At 73.5% G+C, this 21,168-nt stretch carries 17 protein-coding genes; 7 read left to right on the forward strand and 10 right to left on the reverse strand.

The window, feature by feature from the left end; all coding sequences use genetic code 11:
- Window positions 1-25: 25 nt before the first annotated feature.
- Window positions 26-2,401, reverse strand: a complete 2,376-nt coding sequence (locus tag ACZ7MF_RS17455; RefSeq protein ID WP_471477668.1) for a glycoside hydrolase family 65 protein — start codon at window positions 2,399-2,401, stop codon at window positions 26-28.
- Complete coding sequence (locus ACZ7MF_RS17460) at window positions 2,398-4,788, reverse strand: phosphoketolase family protein (protein WP_471477669.1); 2,391 nt, start codon at window positions 4,786-4,788, stop codon at window positions 2,398-2,400. The genes ACZ7MF_RS17455 and ACZ7MF_RS17460 overlap by 4 nt, the downstream gene beginning before the upstream one ends.
- A gap of 441 nt (window positions 4,789-5,229) precedes the next feature.
- Here ACZ7MF_RS17460 and ACZ7MF_RS17465 point away from each other — a divergent pair, with 441 nt between their 5' ends.
- Both ACZ7MF_RS17465 and ACZ7MF_RS17470 read left to right on the forward strand, forming a co-directional pair.
- Window positions 5,230-6,615 (forward strand): rhodanese-like domain-containing protein, encoded by a 1,386-nt coding sequence (locus tag ACZ7MF_RS17465; protein WP_471477670.1) that lies wholly within the window; start codon window positions 5,230-5,232, stop codon window positions 6,613-6,615.
- Complete coding sequence (locus ACZ7MF_RS17470; protein ID WP_471477671.1) at window positions 6,612-7,355, forward strand: sulfite exporter TauE/SafE family protein; 744 nt, start codon at window positions 6,612-6,614, stop codon at window positions 7,353-7,355. Before ACZ7MF_RS17465 ends, ACZ7MF_RS17470 begins: the two co-directional genes overlap by 4 nt.
- 60 nt (window positions 7,356-7,415) lie before the next feature.
- Here the strand turns inward: ACZ7MF_RS17470 and ACZ7MF_RS17475 are convergent, their stop codons facing one another.
- Window positions 7,416-7,694: a metal-sensitive transcriptional regulator gene (locus tag ACZ7MF_RS17475; protein WP_003978241.1), complete on the reverse strand. Its 279-nt coding sequence runs from the start codon at window positions 7,692-7,694 to the stop codon at window positions 7,416-7,418.
- Window positions 7,695-7,793: 99 nt separating this feature from the next.
- On the opposite strand from ACZ7MF_RS17475, the gene ACZ7MF_RS17480 reads away from it, so the two are divergent.
- The 3 genes from ACZ7MF_RS17480 (at window position 7,794) to ACZ7MF_RS17490 (ending at window position 10,769) form a co-directional block, all read left to right on the forward strand.
- Window positions 7,794-8,378 carry a rhodanese-like domain-containing protein gene (locus tag ACZ7MF_RS17480; protein ID WP_471477672.1) on the forward strand — a complete coding sequence of 195 codons (585 nt, stop codon included), beginning with the start codon at window positions 7,794-7,796 and terminating at the stop codon, window positions 8,376-8,378.
- A gap of 80 nt (window positions 8,379-8,458) precedes the next feature.
- On the forward strand, window positions 8,459-9,100 hold the full coding sequence (locus tag ACZ7MF_RS17485; RefSeq protein WP_471477673.1) for a TetR/AcrR family transcriptional regulator: 642 nt from the start codon (window positions 8,459-8,461) through the stop codon (window positions 9,098-9,100).
- 94 nt (window positions 9,101-9,194) lie between these two features.
- A complete protein-coding gene (locus ACZ7MF_RS17490) occupies window positions 9,195-10,769 on the forward strand; it encodes an MDR family MFS transporter (RefSeq protein WP_471478865.1) in 1,575 nt (524 codons plus the stop codon).
- A gap of 89 nt (window positions 10,770-10,858) precedes the next feature.
- On the opposite strand, the gene ACZ7MF_RS17495 is transcribed toward ACZ7MF_RS17490, so the two are convergent.
- The 7 genes from ACZ7MF_RS17495 to ACZ7MF_RS17525 all read right to left on the reverse strand — a co-directional run bounded on the left by ACZ7MF_RS17495 (window position 10,859) and on the right by ACZ7MF_RS17525 (window position 19,485).
- Entirely contained in the window at window positions 10,859-11,863 is a 1,005-nt protein-coding gene (locus ACZ7MF_RS17495; RefSeq protein WP_471477674.1) for a twin-arginine translocation signal domain-containing protein, read from the reverse strand.
- A gap of 40 nt (window positions 11,864-11,903) precedes the next feature.
- Window positions 11,904-13,184, reverse strand: coding sequence for a TRAP transporter large permease subunit (locus tag ACZ7MF_RS17500; RefSeq protein WP_109030849.1), 1,281 nt, complete (start codon window positions 13,182-13,184; stop codon window positions 11,904-11,906).
- Window positions 13,185-13,187: 3 nt separating this feature from the next.
- The gene (locus ACZ7MF_RS17505; RefSeq protein ID WP_471477675.1) at window positions 13,188-13,826 is read right to left on the reverse strand and encodes a hypothetical protein; all 639 of its coding nucleotides are present in this window, start codon (window positions 13,824-13,826) and stop codon (window positions 13,188-13,190) included.
- A complete protein-coding gene (locus tag ACZ7MF_RS17510) occupies window positions 13,823-15,952 on the reverse strand; it encodes a hydantoinase/oxoprolinase family protein (RefSeq protein ID WP_471477676.1) in 2,130 nt (709 codons plus the stop codon). The genes ACZ7MF_RS17505 and ACZ7MF_RS17510 overlap by 4 nt, the downstream gene beginning before the upstream one ends.
- A gap of 100 nt (window positions 15,953-16,052) precedes the next feature.
- On the reverse strand, window positions 16,053-17,651 hold the full coding sequence (locus ACZ7MF_RS17515; protein WP_471477677.1) for an FAD-dependent oxidoreductase: 1,599 nt from the start codon (window positions 17,649-17,651) through the stop codon (window positions 16,053-16,055).
- 47 nt (window positions 17,652-17,698) lie between these two features.
- Complete coding sequence (locus tag ACZ7MF_RS17520) at window positions 17,699-18,808, reverse strand: LacI family DNA-binding transcriptional regulator (RefSeq protein WP_471477678.1); 1,110 nt, start codon at window positions 18,806-18,808, stop codon at window positions 17,699-17,701.
- A gap of 155 nt (window positions 18,809-18,963) precedes the next feature.
- Complete coding sequence (locus ACZ7MF_RS17525; protein WP_471477679.1) at window positions 18,964-19,485, reverse strand: GNAT family N-acetyltransferase; 522 nt, start codon at window positions 19,483-19,485, stop codon at window positions 18,964-18,966.
- A gap of 328 nt (window positions 19,486-19,813) precedes the next feature.
- Here ACZ7MF_RS17525 and ACZ7MF_RS17530 point away from each other — a divergent pair, with 328 nt between their 5' ends.
- Window positions 19,814-20,398: a sigma-70 family RNA polymerase sigma factor gene (locus ACZ7MF_RS17530; protein ID WP_471477680.1), complete on the forward strand. Its 585-nt coding sequence runs from the start codon at window positions 19,814-19,816 to the stop codon at window positions 20,396-20,398.
- Entirely contained in the window at window positions 20,398-21,150 is a 753-nt protein-coding gene (locus tag ACZ7MF_RS17535) for an anti-sigma factor (RefSeq protein WP_471477681.1), read from the forward strand. The genes ACZ7MF_RS17530 and ACZ7MF_RS17535 overlap by 1 nt, the downstream gene beginning before the upstream one ends.
- Window positions 21,151-21,168: the final 18 nt, after the last annotated feature.

Below are 21,168 nucleotides of genomic sequence, written 5' to 3' on the forward strand. Positions count from 1 at the left end.
CGGCGGGCGAGCCCGGTCGGTCCGGTCAGTCCGGCAGCACCAGCCGGCAGGTGTCCCCCGGCTGGAGACGCACCTCGCGGTCCGGCAGCCGGACATCGATCGGCAGCGGTCCGGCCGCGGGCACGGCGATCTCCAGCCGGCCGTGCTCCAGCCGGAACCGCACGCCCCAGTGGCCCTGGTAGCGCACGGAGAACCCGTACGACGACAGCTCCGGCAGCGGCACCGGGTCCAGCCACAGGGCGCCCGCGCGGGTCTCCAGGCCGGTCAGGCCACGCTGGACGAGGTCGAGGGTGCCCGCCATGGCGCCGAGGTGGATGCCCTCGCCCGTGGTGCCGCCCTGGAGGTCGGCGACGTCGCCCTTGAGCGCCTCCTGGAAGTACGCCCACGCCTCGGCGCGGCGGGCGCGGGCCAGGATCCAGCCGTGGACGAGTCCGCTGAGGGTGGACCCGTGGCTGGTGCGGGCCAGGTAGTGGTCGACGGTGCGCTGCCAGGTCCGCTCGTCGAGCGTGTAGCCCAGGCGCCGGAACAGCGACCGGAGTTCGGCCGGGGAGAACAGGTAGCCGAGCATGAGGACGTCGGCCTGTTTGGAGGCCTGGTAGTTGTTGACGCTGTCGTTCTCGGCCTCCAGGAGGCGGTCCAGGCGCCGGATGTCGCCGTACCGGTCGCGGTAGCCCTCCCAGTCGAGTTCGGCGAGGTCGCCGTACCCTTCGAACTGGCTGACGACGCCCTCGTGGAAGGGGACGTGCAGGGTGCGGGAGACGCTGTCCCACTGTTCCAGCTCCGCGTCGTCCAGCGCGGTGCGCTCGCCGAGTTCACGGCGGCGGGGTTCGGGCAGGTCGTCCAGGACGTGGAGGGTGCGGGAGAGGACCCAGGCGGCGGTGACGTTGGTGTAGGCGTTGTCGTCGAGGCCCGGCCGGTCGGCGCCGGGGTAGGCCTCGTGGTACTCGTCGGGGCCGACCACGCCCCGGATGCGGTGCCGCCCGAGGCGTTCGTCCCAGGTGGCGGAGTCGGCCCAGAAGCGCGCGATCTGCAGCAGCATCTCGGCGCCCTTGGTGTGCAGGAACTCGGCGTCGCCGCTGGCCTCGCAGTACTGCCACACGTTGTACGCGATGGCGGAGCCCACGTGGTGCTGGAGGTGGGAGTGGTCGGGGAGCCAGCGGCCCGAGCGCGGGTTGAGGTGCAGTTGCTGGGTCTCCTCGCGGCCGTCGCTGCCGCTCTGCCAGGGGTAGAGCGCGCCGCGCCTGCCGATGGCGCGGGCCGCGGTCCTGGCCCTCTCCAGGCGGCGGTGCCGGTAGTGCAGCAGGGCCCGGGACACCTCGGGGAAGTGCAGGTTGAGGTAGGGCAGGACGAACAGCTCGTCCCAGAAGACGTGGCCGCGGTAGGCCTCGCCGTGCAGTCCGCGCGCCGGCACGCCCACGTCGAGGTCGGCGGTGTGCGGCGAGAGGGTCTGGAGCACGTGGAAGAGGTGCAGGCGCAGGATGCTGCCCGCCTCGCCGGGCACCTCCAGCTCGGCGCGGCGCCACAGCTGGCCCCAGGCGGTGCGGTGCGTCACCAGCAGGTGGTCGAAACCGGGGGCTTCGGCCACCCGGTCGACGGCGGCCTGGAGCGGGTCGCTGATCGCCGGGTCGCGCGAGGTGTGCAGGGCCACGACCTTGTCGACGGTGGCGGTGCGGCCCGGTTCGGCGCGCAGGGCGGCGCGCTGGGTGACGCACAGGTGCTCGCGGGCCGCGGTGACCGGCGCACCGGCGGTGGTGCGGGCGGCCATGCCGATCCGGATGTCCGAGGTGCGGGTCCGGCAGCGCAGCCACACCGTGTCGTCGTCGGCGCTGCCGGTGTGCACGTGCGTGAGGTGGTGGCCGTCGAGGTCCCGGTAGCGCGGCACCCCGGAGTTGGTGACGCCGCCGTCGAGGGCCGCCTCCACCTCCAGGTCGACCGGACCGCCCTCGGCGGTGAACTCGGTGCGCAGGGCGGCGAGGTGGGGGTCGGCCATGTGCACCAGCCGCAGCTGGCGTACGGACAGCACGCGCTCCCCGTCGAGACCGAAGCGGGTGAGCCGTTCCAGGACGCCGGAGTCCAGGTGCACGGTCTGGCGGTGGTCGAGCACCTCGGCGGTGTCGGGCGTGAGCCAGTCCCGGCCGACGGGCCTGAAGCGCAGCGGCAGCCAGTTGGGGAGGTTGACCATGTCCTCGTTCTCGACCTCGCGCCCCGCGACGGCGGAGGTGAGCCGGTTGTAGCAGCCGGCCACATAGGTGCCCGGGTAGTGCACGTCGTCCCCGGCGCACTCGGGCAGCGCGCCGCGGGTGGCGAAGTAGCCGTTGCCGAGGGTGCACAGCGACTCGCGCAGCCGCTCCTCGGCGGCGTCGTAGTGGTCGTAGTCCCAGGTCGACGGGGTCGCGGTCACCGCGGGGCCTCCCAGGTCCAGTCGGCGACCTCGGGCAGGTCCACACCGTGTTCGCGGATCCAGTCGTGGTGCCGCTGCCGGGCGTCCTCCATCCGCTGCCGTACGGCGGCGGCGCGGACGGCGAGGCCGGGCACGCGGTCGATGACGTCCATGACGAGGCGGTAGCGGTCCAGGTCGTTGCCGACCACCATGTCGAACGGCGTGGTGGTGGTCCCGATCTCCTTGTAGCCGCGCACGTGCAGGTGGGCGTGGCCGGTGCGCCGGTAGGCGAGCCGGTGGATCAGCCAGGGGTAGCCGTGGTAGGCGAAGACCACCGGACGGTCGGCGGTGAACAGGCCGTCGTACTCGAAGTCGCTCATGCCGTGCGGGTGTTCCCCGCTGGGCAGCAGGCGGGCGATGTCGACGACGTTGACCACGCGCACGGCGAGTTCCGGCAGGTGGTGGCGGATCAGCTGGGCGGCGGCCAGGATCTCCTGGGTCGGTACGTCGCCCGCGCAGGCGAGCACCACGTCGGGTTCGCGGGTGCCGTCCTCGGTGCCGGCCCAGTCCCAGATGCCGGCGCCGCGCGCGCAGTGCGCCTTGGCCTGGTCCATGGTCAGCCAGTCGAAGCAGGGCTGTTTGCCGGCGACGATCACGTTGACGTAGTCGCGGCTGCGCAGGGCGTGGTCGGCGACGGAGAGCAGGGTGTTGGCGTCCGGCGGCAGGTAGACCCGGACCGCCTCGGGGCTCTTGTTGAGGATGTGGTCGACGAAGCCGGGGTCCTGGTGGGAGAAGCCGTTGTGGTCCTGGCGCCACACGTGCGAGGTGAGCAGGTAGTTGAGGGAGGCGATGGGTGCGCGCCAGGGCAGCCGGCGGGTGACGCGCAGCCATTTGACGTGCTGGTTGACCATCGAGTCGACGATGTGGACGAACGCCTCGTAGCACGAGAACAGTCCGTGCCTGCCGGTGAGGAGGTAGCCCTCCAGCCAGCCCTGGCAGGTGTGTTCGGACAGGATCTCCATCACGCGGCCGTGCCGGTCCAGGTCCTGGTCGACGGGCAGCGTCCGCTCCTGCCAGGCCTTGCCGCTGGCGGCGTAGACGGCCTCGAGGCGGTTGGAGGCGGTCTCGTCGGGGCCGACGAGGCGGAAGTCGCGCCGGTCCGTGGTGGCCACCATGACGTCCCGGAGCAGGTCGCCCAGGACCCGGGTGGGTTCGTGCATGCTCGCGCCGGGCTCGTCGACGGGCACGGCGTACTTCTCCAGCGGGGGCACGGGCAGCTCGCGCAGGAGAAGGCCGCCGTTGGCGTACGGGGTGGCACCGAGGCGGCGGGGCCCCTCGGGGACGGCGGCACGGACGGCGGGCCGCGGCGCCCCGGAGTCGTCGAACAGCTCCTCGGGGCGGTAGGAGCGCAGCCACCGCTCCAGCTGTGCGAGGTGCTCGGGGTTGGTGCGTACGGCGGACAGGGGCACCTGGTGGGCGCGCCAGGTGTTCTCCACGGGCAGTCCGTCGACCTCGGCGGGGCCGGTCCAGCCCTTGGGGGTGCGCAGGACGATCATGGGCCAGCGGGGGCGGCCGGTGGCCCCCTCCTCGCGGGCGGCCCGCTGGATCGCGGCGATGCGGTCCAGGACGGTGTCCATGGCGCGGGCGGTCGCCCGGTGGACGGCGGCCGGGTCGTCGCCGGTGACGTGGACCGGGTCGTGTCCGTAGCCGCGCAGGAGTTCGTCCAGCTCGGTCTCGGGGAGGCGGGCGAGCACCGTCGGGTTGGCGATCTTGTAGCCGTTGAGGTGCAGGATCGGCAGGACGGCACCGTCGTGCACCGGGTCGAGGAACTTGTTGGAGTGCCAGGACGTCGCCAGCGGGCCGGTCTCCGCCTCGCCGTCGCCGATCACGCAGGCGACCACCAGGTCCGGGTGGTCGAAGGCGGCGCCGTAGGCGTGCGAGAGCGCGTAGCCCAGCTCGCCGCCCTCGTGGATGGAGCCCGGCGTCTCGGGCGCGACGTGGCTCGGTACGCCGCCGGGGAAGGAGAACTGCTTGAACAGGCGGGCCATGCCGGCCGCGTCCCGGGTGATGTCCGGGTAGGTCTCGGTGTACGAGCCCTCCAGCCACGCGTTGGCCAGTACGGCGGGCCCGCCGTGGCCGGGTCCCCAGACGCACAGGGCGTCGAGGTCACGGGCCTTGATCACCCGGTTGAGATGGGTGTGGACCAGGTTGAGGCCGGGTGAGGTGCCCCAGTGGCCGAGCAGGCGCGGCTTGACGTGCTCGGGGCGCAGGGGTTCGGCCAGCAAGGGGTTGGCCATCAGGTAGATCTGGCCGACGGCGAGGTAGTTCGCGGCGCGCCAGTGGGCGTCCAGGCCGGCGAGCTCCTCGTCGGTGAGTTCGGTGGGCGCCTGCTGCGTGTCGACGGACATCGGTGGTCCTTCCGTGTCGGGACAGCCGGTCGGGGCGCGCGGGCACGGGGTGCCCGTGCACATCCCAACCCTGCGCCGACCGGGCGGGTACCCGAGAGGGCCGTTCGGGTCACGTGGTGTTCCGAACGGGTCACGGAGCGCCGGTGCCGCGGGAGCGTCCGGGCGGTGTGCCGCGGGCGGCGGGCGGCGGTGCGTGACGAGAACAGCACGGCCGTCACCGGCGCCGACCCCGGTGTCGACCGTGCCGACGCACCGGGTACCCCAACTTCTCTGGCCCACACGGGAGTTGTTCAGGATTCGCGGCAGGGCTCCGGGGGGGGCGGCGCGGTGAGCCCGTGGCGTCCCTTGCGAGTACCCGAGAATACCCCCCTGGGTATATCTGTTACGGTGGCCGGGAGAGATACCCCAGGGGGTAATTCGGAAGCGGAAGGAGAGCGTGCCGTGTTCTTTGTCGACGTCCTGGAGACCGAGGGACTGGGCAACCGCAGCTACCTGGCGGGCGGCCCCGGCTCGGCCGTGGTCGTGGACCCGCCGCGGGACATCGACCGCATCGTCGCCGCGGCCGCCCGGCGCGGGGTGCGGATCACCGCCGTCGCCGAGACCCACGTCCACAACGACTACGTCACCGGCGGCCTGGAGCTGGCCCGCCTCACCGGCGCGCGCTATCTGGTGCCCGCCGGGGCCGAGGTGGCGTACGCGCGCGTGGCGGTGGCCGACGGCGACGTGGAGCCGGTCGACGAGGAGCTGGAGCTGCGGGCGGTGGCCACACCGGGTCACACCCCGCACCACACCTCGTACGTCCTCCAGGAGGCGGGGCGGGCCGTGGCCGCCTTCACCGGCGGTTCGCTGCTGATCGGCACCGTGGGCCGGCCCGACCTCGTGGAGCCCCGGCTGACCGAGGAGCTGGCCCGCGCGCAGCACGCCTCCGCGCACCGTCTCGCGGGGCAGCTCGAGGACGGCGTGAGCGTGCTGCCCACGCACGGCTTCGGCAGCTTCTGCTCCTCCTCGGCCTCCGGCGGCGAGCACAGCACCATCGGCGCCGAGAAGGCCGCCAACCCTGCGCTCGCCCAGGACGTGGAGACCTTCGTACGGAAGCTGCTGGCCGGGCTGGACGACGTGCCGGCGTACTACGCGCACATGGCGCCGGTGAACGCCGGCGGCCCCGCACCGCTGGACCTCACCGAACCCCGGCGCGCCGACGCGGACGACATAGCCCGGCGTCTCGCCGCCGGCGAGTGGGTCGTGGACCTGCGCTCCCGGGTGGCCTTCGCCGCCGGACATGTCGCCGGGTCGCTCAACTTCGAGGTCGACGGTCAGCTCGCGACCTACCTGGCCTGGATGGTCCCGTGGGGCAGGCCGGTGACGCTGCTCGCGCACGGCGCCGACGACCTGGCCCGCGCCCAGCGCGAGCTGGCCCGGGTGGGCATCGACCGCCCGGCCGCGGCGGCGGTCGGCTCCCCGGCCGACTGGGTCGCGGAGGGGGAGCGGCCGGCCTCGTTCCGGCGCGCCACCTTCGCCGAGCTGGCCGCGGCGCGACGGGACGGCGCGGACGACATGGTGGTCGTCGACGTACGGCGGGACACGGAACGCGCCCACGGGTGGGTCCGGGGCAGCGTGCACCTGCCCGTCCACGAGATCCACCGGCGCCTGGACGAGGTGCCGCCGGGCACGGTGTGGGTGCACTGCGCGGGCGGGATGCGCGCGGCGGTCGCCGCGTCCGTGCTGGACGCCGCCGGGCGCGAGGTGGTCGCGGTCGACGACGGCTTCGCCGCGGCGGCCGGGGCGGGCCTGCCGCTCGTGACGCCCTCGGACGCCACCGCCGCATGACGCCGCTGATCCTCGCCCTGCTCGCCGGCGCCGCGGCCGGCGTGTCCCTGGGCGCGCTGGGGGCGGGCGGCAGCATCCTCACCGTGCCCGCGCTCGTCTACCTGCTCGGTTTCACCCCGGCGGCGGCGACCACCGCGAGCCTCGTCGTCGTGATCGTCACGTCCGTCACCGCTCTGGTGGCCCACGCCAGGGCTGGGGCCGTGCGGTGGCGGGCCGGGCTGCTGTTCGCGGCCGCGGGTGTGCTGCCCGCCGCCGGGGCCGGGGCCCTGTCCCCGCGGGTCCCGGAGACGGTGCTGACGCTGCTGTTCGCCGCCCTGGCCGCGCTGGCGGGCCTGCACATGCTGGGCCGGCGCCCACCGCGCGAGAACGGCACCGTGTCGGGGACGCGCGCGGCCGGGGCCGGGGCCGGTCTCGGCGCGGTGACCGGGTTCCTCGGGGTCGGCGGCGGCTTCCTGGCGGTACCGGCGCTGGTGACCGTCCTCGCGGTCCCGATGAGCGCGGCGGTGGGCACGAGTCTGCTGGTGGTCGGGGCGAACGCGCTGGTGGCCCTGGCCGCCCGGGCGTACTCCTCCGTACACGTGGACCTCACGCTGCTCCTGCCGTTCCTGGCGGCCGCGGTACTCGGCGCATGGGACGGCAGGCGGCTGACCTCGAAGGTCTCCGCCGGGACGCTGCGGCGCGTCTTCGGTGCCGTGCTGCTCGCCGTTGCGGTGGCGATGGGCCTGGCGGCGGTACTTTGACCCGCCGACCCACCGGCCGCCGACCCACCGGCCGTCGACCGCCCGGCGCGCCTGCCGACGTCAGGCCAGGGAGAGGAAGAGCTTCTCCAGCCGGGCCCGCATCTGTGCCGAGTCGCGCACCTCGGGGTCGTCACTGGTCATGCACTGCTGCAGCCCCGTGGCGATGATCGAGAACCCGGCCCGGTCCAGGGCACGGGAGACGGCGGCGAGCTGGGTGACCACGTCCTCGCAGTCCCGGCCCTCCTCGATCATCCGGATGACTCCCGCGAGCTGCCCCTGGGCACGCCGCAGCCGGTTCAGCGCCGACTTCAGTTCGTCGGCCGACATGTCGAGCTCCACGCTTCTCCCTCTCCTCCACCCGATACCTCACCGAACCCCACATACCCCCGCGGGTATCCTACCGCGCGGGGGGACGAACAACGAGAAAGGTTTCGCTCCGTGATCACCCCCGCAGCAACCGCCACCTCCCTGACCACCGGGCAGGCGGCGGCCCGCCTGGCCGAGTTCACCGTCGTCGACGTCCGCTCCCCCGGCGAGTACTCCGGCGGCCATCTGCCCGGCGCCCACAACGTTCCGCTGGAGCGCCTCGACGAGGCCGCCGACACCCTGGCAGCGGCCGCCACGCGCGGGCCGCTGCTGCTCGTGTGCGCCTCCGGGAACCGGTCCGCCAAGGGCTGCGCGCAACTCGCGGCGCAGGACGTCGCCGCGGCCACCCTCGAGGGCGGCACGAGCGCCTGGGCGGCGGCCGGTCACCCCGTCGAGCGTCCGGCCGGGGCGCGTACGCCGTGGCCCATGGACCGGCAGGTGCGTCTCGCCGCCGGGTCGCTCGTCGCCGCCGGCTTCGTGGCCGGACGCTTCTGGCGGCCCGCCCACTGGCTGTCCGGCGCGATAGGCGCGGGACTGGTCTTCTCCGGGGTGACCAACACCTGCGGCATGGCCGCGGCACTGGCCCGGCTGCCCCACAACCGGCCCACCGGGGACGTCGCCTCCTTCGAGGAGACGCTGGCCCGACTGGCCGCCTGAGCCGCACCGACAACGGCGGGCGCCGATCCCTTCCGGGGGCGGTGCCCGCCAATTTTGCATGTCGTGCATCTTTGCATACCATGCAACTTATGTCGGAGAAGGGTGCCGCGGGGGGCGGTCTGCGGGAGCGGAAGAAGCGGGCCACACGTGCCGCTCTGGCCGAGGCCGCCGTACGTCTCGCCGCCGAACACGGGGCGGAGAAGGTCACCGTCGAGGCAATCAGCGCCGCGGCCGGGGTGTCCGTGCGTACCTTCTTCAACTACTTCGACAGCCGCGACGACGCCTTCGTCGTCATCGACGCGGACGCGGGCGCACGCATGCGGCGCGCCGTCCTGGAAGCACCGGCCGGACTCTCCCCGCTGGCAGCCCTGCGCGAGGCCATGGCGGCGGAGCTGGCCGAGGCGGAACAGCAGCACGAGCTGTGGCGGCTGCACGCCGAGGTCCTGCACGCCTCGCCGCATCTCCTGGCGCGCGGCGTCGGGGCCCACATGGCGGCCGAGGCGGACCTGGCCGACGCCATCGCCCTGCGCCTGCGCGGGGACGGCGACACGGGCGGGGACGGGCCGGGGCTCTACCCGCGACTGCTGGCCGCGGTGGCGGGCGCCGCGGTGCGCACCAGCATGGACCACTGGTCCGCCCACCAGGAGGAAGCCGCCTTCCTCGACGTCTTCCACGAGGTGTTCACCCTCCTCGCCGCCGGTCTCCCGGCACCCACCGCGTAGCCTCCGCGCCGGGCTCGCGACCCATCAGGACCCACCACACGAAAGAGATGCCGTGACCGCTACCCAGGCGCCCGCCGACGCGCCTCCCACCTCGATGACCCACCGGCAGATACTCCAGGCCATGTCGGGCCTGATGGCCGGCATGTTCGTCGCGATCCTGGCCGGCACCGTCGTGGCCAACGCGCTGCCCACGATCATCGCCGACCTGGGCGCCAGCCAGTCGTCCTACACCTGGGTCGTCACCTCCGAGCTGCTGGCGATGACCGCGACGGTGCCCCTGTGGGGCAAGCTGTCCGACCTCTTCAACAAGAAGCTGCTGCTCCAGCTGTCGCTCGGCATGTTCGTGGTCGGCTCGCTGCTGGCCGGCTTCTCGCACGGCGTCGGCCTGCTGATCTTCAGCCGGGTCGTGCAGGGCATCGGCGCGGGCGGTCTGACCGCGCTCGCGCAGGTCGTGATGGCCTCCGTCATCCCGCCGCGCCAGCTGGGCAAGTACGCCGGCATCTTCGGCGCCGTCTTCGCCGTGGGCACCGTGGCCGGACCGCTGGTCGGCGGCGTCCTGGTGGACACCTCCTGGCTGGGCTGGCGCTGGTGCTTCTTCATCGGCGTGCCGTTCGCGCTGCTCGCCATCGCCCTGCTCCAGCGCACCCTGCGCCTGCCCACGGTCAAGCGCGAGGTGCGCATCGACTGGCTCGGCGCCTTCCTGATCGTCGCCGGTGTCTGCGCCCTGCTCATCTGGGTCTCGCTGGCCGGCAACGAGTTCGACTGGGCGTCCTGGCAGACCGGTGTCCTCACGGGCGGCGGCGTACTGCTGCTGGTCGCGGCGGTGTTCGTCGAGGCCCGCACCGCCGAGCCGGTCATCCCGCTCGGCATCTTCAAGAACCGCACGGTCACCCTGACCACCGTCGCCAGCCTCCTGGTCGGTGTCGCCATGTTCGGCGGGACGGTCTTCCTCTCGCAGTACTTCCAGATCTCCCTGGGCAAGTCACCGACCATCGCGGGTCTGATGAGCCTGCCGATGATCCTCGGCCTGCTGGTGTCCTCCACCGTCGCCGGACAGGTGATCAGCCGGACCGGCAAGTGGAAGCGGTACCTGGTGGCGGGCGCGTTGATCATGGCCGTCGGCCTCGCGCTGCTGGCCACGATCGACGCGAAGACCAACTTCGGCCTGCTCAGCCTCTACATGGCGATCCTCGGCGTCGGCGTCGGCATGCTGATGCAGAACCTGGTGCTGGCCGCGCAGAACGACGTGCCCGCCGCCGACCTGGGCGCCGCGACCTCGGTGCTGTCGTTCTTCCGCAGCATGGGCGGCACCATCGGCGTCAGCGTCCTCGGCGCGATCCTCGCCAACCGGGTCGCCAGCGAGACGGCCAAGGGGCTCCGCGACGCGGGCGTCACCGTCCCCGGCGGTGACGGCGGCTCGGGCGAGGGCAGCGTCCCGGACATGTCCACGCTGCCCGGCCCGATGCGGACGATCATCGAGCACGCCTACGCCGTCGCCACGGCCGACCTGTTCCTGATCGCCACGCCGTTCGCGGTGCTCGCGCTGGTCGCCGTCGTGTTCATCAAGGAGAAGCCGCTGAAGACCACCAGCGGCATGGAGCGCCTGGCCGAGGAGTCCGGCGAGGGCCCCACGGCGCCGACCGACAAGGACCCGGCACCGGTCGCCTGAGGTACCCGACGAGAAGACAGAAGACAGCGGGGCCGCCCGTCCGATCCGGACGCGCGGCCCCGCTGCCGTGTGCGGCGGCGTACCAGGGGTCAGCCGCGGGCCATGGCTATCGAACCGGCCAGCCGCTCCCCCGCCTCGTAGATCATGTACGGGACGCCGTGGTCGGTGCCGAAGGACGGGGAGGCCGCACGGCCGTTCTCCGGCGCGGAGCCCCGGGAGTCGTAGAAGACGCCGAGGTGCCTGCGGAGCGAGAAGTCGTTGCCGACCTCCGTGATCATCAGGTCGCCGCCGCTCTCCTTGTCCTTGTTGTAGACGACGTACGTGCTGTTGTTCCGGTGCAGCAGGTGCGGGCCGCCGACGTTGACCGCGCCGACGTCGCCGTGGCGGACCAGGGGCTGCTGGGCGAAGGTCCAGGTGCGGCCGTCGGCGGACCAGCCCCAGCCGATGTCACGGTGGTTGGTGGTGTTGTTGACCATGAAGACCATGACGTAGTGCGCGCCGCGCGAGGGCAGTTCGTGGGGGAAGACCCGCGCGTAGGAGGTCTCGGTGGTGCCGGACGGCAGCATCGAGGTGTTCAGCACGACCTTGTCGTAGGTGAAGTGGATGCCGTCGGCGGAACGGGCGAGCCTGGTCGTGGTGTTCTCGCCGTGGAAGTACAGCCACATCTCCTTCCGCCCGGCGTGCCACATCACGTGCGGCGAGGAGACGTGGCTGACGGAGTAGTGCGGCGACCACTGGTTGGAGACGATCGGGTTGTGCGGGTACTCCGTGAAGGGGCCCTCCAGGGAGTCGCCGTAGGCCAGGCAGATGCCGCCGGGGGCGTCGTGCGGGGCGTAGTAGAGGTAGTAGCGGCCCAGCCGGCCACTCGCGGGCAGCCGGTCGTAGACGCCCCGGACGGTCGGGAAGATGATCTCGCCGGTGGGGTTGTAGGCCAGCTTGGACGGCGTCAGCAGGGTGCGGACGTAGGTGTAGTCGGGGAAGCCGCCGGGTGCGGCGGAGGCGGTGGGCACGGCGGTGGCGCCCAGCGCGAGGGCGGCGCCGGTGACGGCCGTGCCCTTCAGGAACAGACGGCGGTCGAGGTGCGGCTCGTGCATGTCGTCTCCTGGGTGAGGGGGTGTCACACGTACGGATGTGTCACAGGTACAGGGCGGCGGTGACGCACATGCCGCCGAGGGCGACCAGCCACACGTAGGGCAGGGTGCGGACCATGACCTGCTGCGGGCTGACGCCCGCGTACTGCGCGGCCCACACGGTCTGCGTGCTGGTGGGGTCGGCGACGCCGAAGACCTGGTTGTACGAGGTGGCCATGCCGAGGACGGCGACGGCCGGGTAGATGCCGGTGGCGATGAGGACGCCCGCGATGCCCGCGCCGAGCCCGAACACGTTGAGCGGGCCGCGGTACAGGCACAGCGGCACCAGCACGGTGAAGACGATGACGAACAGCACCGGGTTCTGCGGGCTGACCGCCTTCATCAGCGGCTCCAGCGCGTCCACCGCGCCGGGGAGTTTGACGGCGGCGAGCAGGATGCCGATCGCGACGAACAGGGCGAGCGGCGGCGCGGCCACCTCGAAGCCGCCGTACAGGGTGCGCAGCAGCCGCTTGTTCATCTCGCCGGGCCGGGTGGTGGTGACCAGCGCGTAGAGGACACCGGCCAGCATCGAGGGGATGATGGCCACTTCCAGGCCCAGCGCCAGGACCAGCGGGATCACGGGGGCCAGCAGCGCGTACCAGGGTGCGTCGCCGAGGCGTTCGCGGCGCGGGGCCGGGCGGGCGGAGACCGACTTGAGGGACCAGGCGTGCTCGGTGCCGCGCCGCCGGTTCTCGATGACGACGTAGGCGACGGCGGCGACCAGGGCGAACGGGAACAGTTTCACCATGAAGCCGCGGACGGTGTCGACCGGCAGGTCGAGCGCGGTGGAGAAGAACTGCCAGACGGGCAGCTCGAAGGGGACGCCGACCGCGATGCCCATCAGCACCGTGCCCGCGGCGGTCACCTTGGGCACACCGACGGCGACCATCGCGGGGATGCCGATGATGCCGGCCAGCATCGCGGCCGGCGCGGAGCCGGTGACGGTGCCGACGAGCGCCGAGACGGCGAGGACGCCGAGGGCGACGACGGTGGGCCGGTCCCCGCCGAACTCGACGATCTTGCGGACGAGGGTGCCGGCGATGCCGGTCTCGTCGAGCAGCTTGCCGAGCCAGGAGCCGAGGATGATGGCGACCATCGTCGCCGCGAGCGCCGGGGCGCCCTCCTGGAGCACCGTGTCCAGGACGCTGTTCTTGCCCGTCAGGGGCGCGCCGGAGAGGAAGGCGATGACCACGGCCAGCAGCACCAGCGCGAAGGCGGTGGGCAGCTTGCGGGTGAGCATCGCGGCGACGCCGGCCGCCATGACGAGGAGGATGACGACACCCATGGGTCAGTTCTCTCTTCTTGCGTCACGTGCGGGTGGTGGGGTGCTCCCCGTCGCGGAGCCGGACTGGGTCTCGGGCTCGGTCTCGGCGGCCAGGGCGGCGGTCAGCAGCAGGGGGCTGCGGCCGAGTCCGCAGACGGTACGGGCGTAGGCGTGCGCGGCCACCTCCTCCGCCCCGGCGACGTGGCCGGGTACGTGCAGCCGGCCCAGGCGCAGGGCGCTGTGGCCGAGGGCACGCTTCAGCGCGGCCTTCGCGGACCCGTGGTGGAGGTGGACGTGCACCGCCTCGTGGGCGAGGGCGGCCGCCCGCACGGAGCCGGGCGGGTACCAGTCGCGCCAGCCGCGGGCGTCGACGACCCGTTCGGCGAGGTCGACGGTGTCGGTGTACAGCTCGACGGTGGGCGGTCTGGAGGTGTACCGGGCGAGCAGCCCCAGTTCCAGTCCGCCGTCGCGCTCCACGATCCGCGCCTCGCACGCGACGGGTGCGAGGGCGGAGCCGAACGCGTCGGCCGTCCGCGCCCACCGGCGCAGCAGCTCCGGGTCGCGGTGCTCGTGGGTCGGGGTGGCGGCCAGTAGCCGCACCGCCCACCCGATGTCGTCGGTGGCGGCGAGGTCCGCCCGCGCGGGGGCGTTCTTGACGGTCATTCGCGCACCTCCAGTACGGCGACCACCGGTTCGTCGGCGGCGCGGGAGCGCAGCTCGCTGCGGGCGAGGGCGAGCAGCGGCTGCGGGTCCAGGACGCCGGAGAGGTCGGCGATGCGGGAGCCGAGCAGCAGCCGTACGGCGGGGGCGCGGACGCCTCCGTCGCCGTAGGAGGTGTTCTCGGTGACCAGCTTGGCGAGCACCTCGGGGGCTGCGGCTACGGTGGTCGCCTCGACCCGGGCGTCGGGCGCGTGGTGGCGGACGACCCCGTCGGCGTCGACGACCCGCACCGGGTGGCGGACGGGCCGGAAGCGGCGGTGGACCTCGGTGCCGAACACGGTGTGGGCGGGGGTGCCCGCGAGGACGTGCACCTTCGACGGGTCGGTCTTCAGGCTGGCGGCGGCCAGCCGCAGGCGCTCCGTGTCGTCGGCGCGGTGGGCCCGGTCCTGGGTGCGCAGCTCGGTGGCGCCGGTGGCGATGGCGCGTACGACGTTGGTCTGCGGGTCGACGGTGACCTCGACCTCGACGCCGTCGGCGGCGGCGCCCTGTTCGACCACGGCGCGCTCGGCCTCGGCGCGGACGGCGAGGATCTGCTCCTGGGTGGCGCCCGGCACGATCCGCTCGACCTGTTCGCGCACCAGGGCGAGGGCGACGCCGATGGGGCTGATGACTTCGCTGTGCTGCGCGATGCGGCCGGTCATGTCGGTGCGGGCGGCCAGGTGCGGGGTGACCGAGGCGGCGCCGCCGCCCCCGCCGACCAGGACGGCGGTGTCGGTGTCGAGGCGGTACTCGCGCACGAGGTCGTCCACGACGGACTTCACCTGGTCGGTGCCGGCGTCCAGGAGCCGGGCGGCGGCGGTGTCCACGTCGGTACCGAGGGCGGCGGCGAGCGGGGCCAGCGCGGCGCGGGCGGTGCCGGGGTCGGCGTGGGCGAAGTCGCCCTCGGGGACCCGGCCCAGCGCGTTGGCGGCGCAGGTCATGGTGAGCGCGAACCGGCCGCCCGCCGCATCCAGGACGGCGTAGTCGGCCGGATCGCCGGGCAGCGGGCTGATGCTGGTCAGCTTCGCGTCCCGCAGGTCGGCCGGGTCGGCGTAACAGGCGTACGGCAGCCCGGCGATGTGTGCGCTGCGCGGTCCGGTGCCGGTGACCCGGCCGCCGGAGACCCGCACCATGGAGCCGCCGCCGACGCCGACGGTGCGCACGTCGAGGGCGTTGAGGTAGGAGGTCCGGCCGAGCAGCACGGCGTGCCGTACCGCGACCTTGCCCCGTTTGACGACGCTGATGTCGGTCGAGGTGCCGCCGGTCTCCAGGAACACGCCCTCGCTGACGCGTTCCTGCATGAGCGCACCGGCGACACCGGCGGCCGGGCCGGACAACACGGTCAGCAGGGGCCTGCGGCGCATCTCGTCCAGGGACATCACTCCCCCGTCGCAGCGCATCACCATCAGCGGCGCGGTGACGCCCGCCTTGGTGATGGAGGCGTCGACAAGGTCGGCGGTGGCCAGCATGCGCGGCAGGATCGCCGCGTTGACGACGGCGGTACGGGTGCGTTTGCGCAGTCCGTACAGGGAGGTGATCTCGTGTGCGGCGGTGGTCGGCAGCCCGGTGGCACGGGCGGCCTCGGCGACCGCCTCCTCGCCCTCGGGCCGGTCCACGCCGAAGGGCTCGCTGGCGACCAGGGCCTGGGCTCCGGCGGCCGTGAGCTGTTCGACGGCGGCCCGTACGGCGGGGGCGTCCTCGGGGTCGGGCACGTGGGCGTAGTGCAGCGGCAGCCGTTTGCCGGGGGTGAGTTCGAGCTTGTCGAGGGTGGCGAGTCTGCGGGTGAAGTACGTCCCGGCGCCGGTGCCGATGCCGAGCAGGCCGACGGTGGCGACGTCGCCCTCCAGCAGGGCGTTGGTAGCCTGGGTCGTGCCGTGTGCCAGGAAGGCCACGTCGGCGGGTGCGTGTCCGGTCTGCGTCAGCAGCCGGTCGAGCGCCTCGACGATGCCGTGCGCGACACCGTCCTCGTGATGGTGGCTCGTGGGGACCTTCACCTGGCCCACGAGCCGGAGCGTCGTGGCGTCGACCGCCACGGCGTCGGTGAAGGTTCCGCCCACGTCGATGCCGACGCGGATGCGGTGGGTGGTCATGTCCGGGCACCTCCTTGTGCTGGGTCGGTCCACGCGTGGGCGGTCACCGGGCGGGGCAGGTGGTGCTGCCCCGCCCGACTCCCGTCCCGCGCGGGGTCGTTCAGTAGCCCCTGATGTCGGGCCAGTGACGCTGTACGCCGTCGCGGTCGAGCACCCTGGCGAACTCCTCGAACCTCTTGTCCTCGGCCTGCACCTGGTGCGGTTCGACGTCCTCGGCGAGGCAGTGCGCGGCGAGGGCTCCGGCGACCTCGCCGACGTTCCACTCCACCGGGTGCAGGCGGTAGCAGCCGTTGGTGATGTGGGTGGTGCCGAGGTTCTTGCCGGCCGGGAGCAGGTTGCGCACCCGGCGCGGGACGAGCGCGCCGAGCGGTATCTCGAAGGGGACGGAGCCGATGTCGACGTAGCCGTCGCCGCCGGTGGAGGGGTGCAGGTCGATGCGGTAGTTGCCGACGCCCACGGAGTCGCGGTGGCGGGTGCGGCCGTAGGGTCCGAGCAGGTCGATGGAGACGTCGTGCTCGGTGACGGTGGTGACGGCCTTGATCCGGCGGGACTCGCGGACGTAGGCCGCCTTGGCGAGGCCGTCGGAGGTGCCGGTCACGTCGGGGCGCGGGCGCAGCCCGGGGAAGCCGGTGCCGCCGTCGGTGCGGGGCGCCTCGGTCTGGAGCCAGTAGAGCACCGACAGGGACAACTGCCGGGCCTCGCGCAGGGCTTCTTCCTCCTGGCCGATGTAGGGCTTGAGCCAGTAGTCGTTGAGCGGCCAGTTGGCGAGGGTGATGTCCGAGTCGAAGGCGCCGTCGGTGTGCAGCTTGCGGGCGAGGATGCGGCGGAAGCCCCACAGTTCCTTGTCGCCCGCGTCGGCGCTCTGGTCGGCGCTGACGGCCAGCGGGTCGAGGTCGGGGTTGGGTTCGAAGGTGCGCGGCACCGGTTCCAGGGTGCGCGGGTCGGGGGCCTCGAAGCCGAGCAGCGGTCCCGGCCAGAAGTCGGGCTTGTAGTCGCGCCAGAAGTCGTAGTCGGCGGGGCGGTCGATCGTGTGGTCCTCGCCCTCGTGGTGGGAGACGGCGAAGCAGACGGTGATGCCCTGCTGGTTGCCCGGCTGGGCCTGGTCGGGGGCGTGCGGTTCGTCGAACTCGGCCCGGGACTCGGCGCCGTTGACGTGCTCGACGCCGGCGAGGTGGAGCAGTTCACCGGTCTCGGTGGCGTCCAGGACGTAGCGCGCGGGGACGGTGCGGCGGGTGCCGTCGCGGAGGTCCTCCAACGTGACGGCACGTACGACATCGTTGTCCGCCTCGGCGGCCACCGGCCGGTGCTCGGTGAGGACGGTGAGCCGTCCGGCCGACCGGTGCGGGGCGAGCATGCCCTCCAGGACGGCGAGCGCGACGCGCGGCTCGTGGCAGAGTTTGCTGACCCGGCCGGCGCCGGGGTTGAGGTCGGTGAGGGCGGCGGCCTCGGCGCGCAGGGGGTACCACTGGCGGTAGTACTGCCGGATGCCCTCGCGCAGTCGCCGGTAGGTGGCGGTGGTGCCGAACTGTTCGACCCACGGGTGTTCGTCGGGCGGCACGGCCTGGCTGGTGAGCTGGCCGCCGATCCAGTCCGTCTCCTCGGTCAGGACGACACTGCGGCCGGCCCGGCAGGCTGCGAGGGCCGCGGCGACGCCGCCGAGGCCGCCGCCGACGACGAGGATGTCGGGTTCCGGTATCACGCTGCTGCTCCTTGGGTGGTGCGGTCGGTTCTGTGGGTGGGGTGGGTTCAGGGGGCGGCCGGTGGGCCGGCGGTCGCGCCCGGTCTGAAGGCGCAGGCGACGAGGGTGCCCTCGGCGGGACCTCCCGCGATGCGGGTGGCGAGCAGCCGTACGGCCTCGGCGCCGAGCGCGGGGCGCGGGATGTCGAAGCCCATCGGCGCCGGTCCGTCGGCCAGGTCGGCGGGCGGGCTGCCGAGCAGCGCGAGGGACACCTGGCCGGGGCAGTCCAGGCCCGCCGCGTCGACGGCGGCGCGCAGCGCCCGCCAGGCGGCGCCGGTGTCGGTCTCCTCGGCGACGAAGGCGGTGACACCGTCGGCCACCCAGGCGCGGACCCGGTCGGCGGTCAGGTCGCCGCGCGGGTCGCCGGAGCGGAAGACGGCGTCGGGTCCGTCGGGCAGGCCGCTCGCCGCGAGCCCGTCCAGGAAGCCGCGTTCACGGTCGGTGGAGGCGGGTGCGTCGTCGTCCTCGCGGACGAGGAGGACGCGCCGGTGACCGAGCCCGGCGAGCGCGGTGACGACCTCGCGGCTGGCGCTGACGTAGTCGGCGCCCACCCAGGCGAGGCCCTCCGGCTCGTCGCGCCGGCCGACGTGGACGACGGGGAAGTCGTCGGCGACCAGGCGGCGCAGCTCGTCCGCGGGGGCGTGGCGGCCCAGGAAGAGGCAGCCGTCCGCCAGCCGTACGCGGTTGAGCGCGCCCGCACCGCCGGCACCCGCTCCCCCGGTGCTCGACCCGGTGAACAGCACCAGGTCGTAGCCCTGCGCCGCGGCCTCCTGCTCCACGCCGACGAGGAACGGGTAGTACGAGTGCCGGACGTCGGTCGGGAAGGTCGCGGTGAAGCTGAAGACGCCGAGCAGGTTGTTGCGGGCGGCGGCGAGCCGGCTGGCGGCGGGGTCGGGGACGTAGCCGAGGCTGTGGGCGGCGTCCAGGACCTTGGCGCGGGTCTCCGCCGAGATCGGCCGGCCCGTCGCGATGTCGCGCCCGGACAGCACCAGGGACACCGTCGCCTGCGAGACGCCGGCGAGCCTGGCCACCTCCGCCTGCCTCGGCCGGGCCCGCCGGCCGGCCGGCGCGGGGGCCCTCCCCGGCCTCGCCCGCCCTGCGGCTTCCTTCGCCACCACCGCTCCTCTCCGTCGCACATTGCTTGTTAATGCGCATTACCTAATGCGCATTAACAAGCAATGTGAAGGACGGCGGGCGTCGGGTCAAGGGGTTGCGCCGAGAAAAAGGCCGCGTGGCGGCGGGAGAAGCTCCCACCGCCACGCGGAGTGTCGGATCAGATGCCGAACGGCGCGGCGTACCGGACGGTCCCGGCGGGCAGCGGGTGGGCGGCGTCCAGGGTGAGGGCCATCAGGGCCTCGTCCGGGACGTCGATGCTCAGCCCGATGCCGTGGGCGGAAGCCCTGCCGAAGCCGAAGCGGGGGTAGTACTCCGGGTGCCCGAGGACGACGACGTGGTGCTCGCCGACCCGCTCGGCGGCCACGAGCGCGGCCCGGACCGCGGCCGCACCGGCGCCGCTGTTCTGGTGCTCGGGCCGGACCGCGACGGGCGCCAGGCACAGTGCCGGACTGTCGCCGATGTGGCAGCGGGTCAGCAGGGCGTGCCCCACGGGCCGGTCGGTGTCGTCCACCGCGACGAGGGACAGACCCTCGATCCACGCACCGGAGTCGGCGCGCAGCGCGTCGACGAGGGCGGCTTCCTCCGGCGTGGGGAAGGCGGCCCGGACGATGTCACGGATGACGGGGACGTCGGCGCCGGTCTCGGCGCGGGTGTTCCAGGAAGAACGGGAAAAGGACATGGCGGAATGAGAATCCGTTTCTGGGTTGCGTTCGTGGGAGGCGGGGTCAGGCCGCCGCTCGGGACGCGAGGGAGCCCGCGAGGGACATCCGGGCATCGCGAAGGACGGCATCGAGCACGGTCATCAACCTCACCTCCCTGTCTTCCCGCTCCTCCGGAGCACGATCGAACGCGAACCCGGTCAGTATACCCGTGTCGCCCGTGGGAGGGTGTGCGTCGGACGAGGTCACCGCGGCTTCGCGGGCCCGCGACCAATCCGCGGGCCGCGCGGCCCCGGATTACGCGGGGGCATCCCCCCGCCCGTCGCGCATTCTTTTGGAGCAACCGTCGTGAAGGAAGCCGTACACATCGGCAGAAATCCATCGTCCCAGCCCGATCTGCAACAGCTGATCCGGGAGGTGGCCCTGGGCGATCAGGACTCCTTCGCCACCGTGTACGACGCGGTGGCGGGGTCCGTGCTGGGGGTCGTCCGGGCGGTACTGCGCGACCAGGCGCAGTCGGAGGAGGTCGCGCAGGAGGTGCTGGTGGAGGTGTGGCGCACGGCGCCCCGCTACCGTCCGGAGCGCGGCACGGTGATCAACTGGGTGCTGACCCTGGCCCACCGGCGGGCCGTGGACCGGGTGCGGTCGGTGGAGGCCGCCGCGGCCCGCGACCACAGGGCGGCGCTGCTCGACCGGACACCCGAGTACGACGAGGTGACCGAACAGGTGGAGACCCGCCTGGAGCGGGAGCAGGTGCGACGCTGTCTGCGCACCCTGACCGACATCCAGCGCCAGTCCGTGAACCTCGCCTACTACCGCGGCCTGACCTACCGGCAGGTGGCCGAGGCTCTCGCGCTGCCGCTCGGCACGGTCAAGACGCGCCTGCGCGACGGTCTCATCCGGCTCCGTGACTGCCTGGGGGTGAGCGCGTGATGCGCACCGAGGACCTGCACAGCCTGACGGGCGCCTACGCCCTGCACGCGCTGCCCGACGACGAACGGGAGGCCTTCGAGCGCCATCTGGCGGGCTGCGCCACCTGCGAGCAGGAGGCCCGGGAGTTCGCCGCCGCGACGGCCCGGCTGGGGCTGGCCGCGACGGTCGTCCCCGCCCCCGCGCTCAAGGACCGGGTGCTGCACCGCGTCACCACGGTGCGCCAGGTCCCGCCGGGCGGTGGCACGGCGGAGAAGGCGCGCCGCGTCGTGCCCCGGGGGCGCGGCCTGGCCCGGTGGGCGCTGGCGGCCTGCGTGGCGGCCGCGGCGGGGCTCGGCGGCACGGCGGTGTGGCAGTACGAGCGGGCCCAGGACGCCGGGCAGCGGGCCGCGCAGGCCGAGCGGCGGGCCGAGACCCTCGCCGGGGTGCTGGCCGCCCCGGACGCCGAGTCCCGTACGGCGCGGCTGGCCGACGGGGCGAGCGGGACGCTGGTCGTTTCCCGGGGTCAGGACCGTGCGGTGTTCCTGGCCTCGGGCATGGCCGAACCGCCGCGGGGCACGGTGTACCAGCTCTGGTTCGACGACCACGGCACGATGCGCTCGGCGGGCCTGATGGACCCGGGGAGCGCCAGTCAGGCGGTGCTGATGGAGGGGGCCGTCGACGGTGCGGCCGGTGTGGGCATCACGGTCGAGCCGGCCGGTGGGTCGAAGCAGCCGACCTCCGACCCGATCGCGCTGCTGAGCATGCCGGTCTGACGGGGGTGAGGGCCACGG

The organism is Streptomyces sp. NPDC111628 (assembly GCF_055635195.1).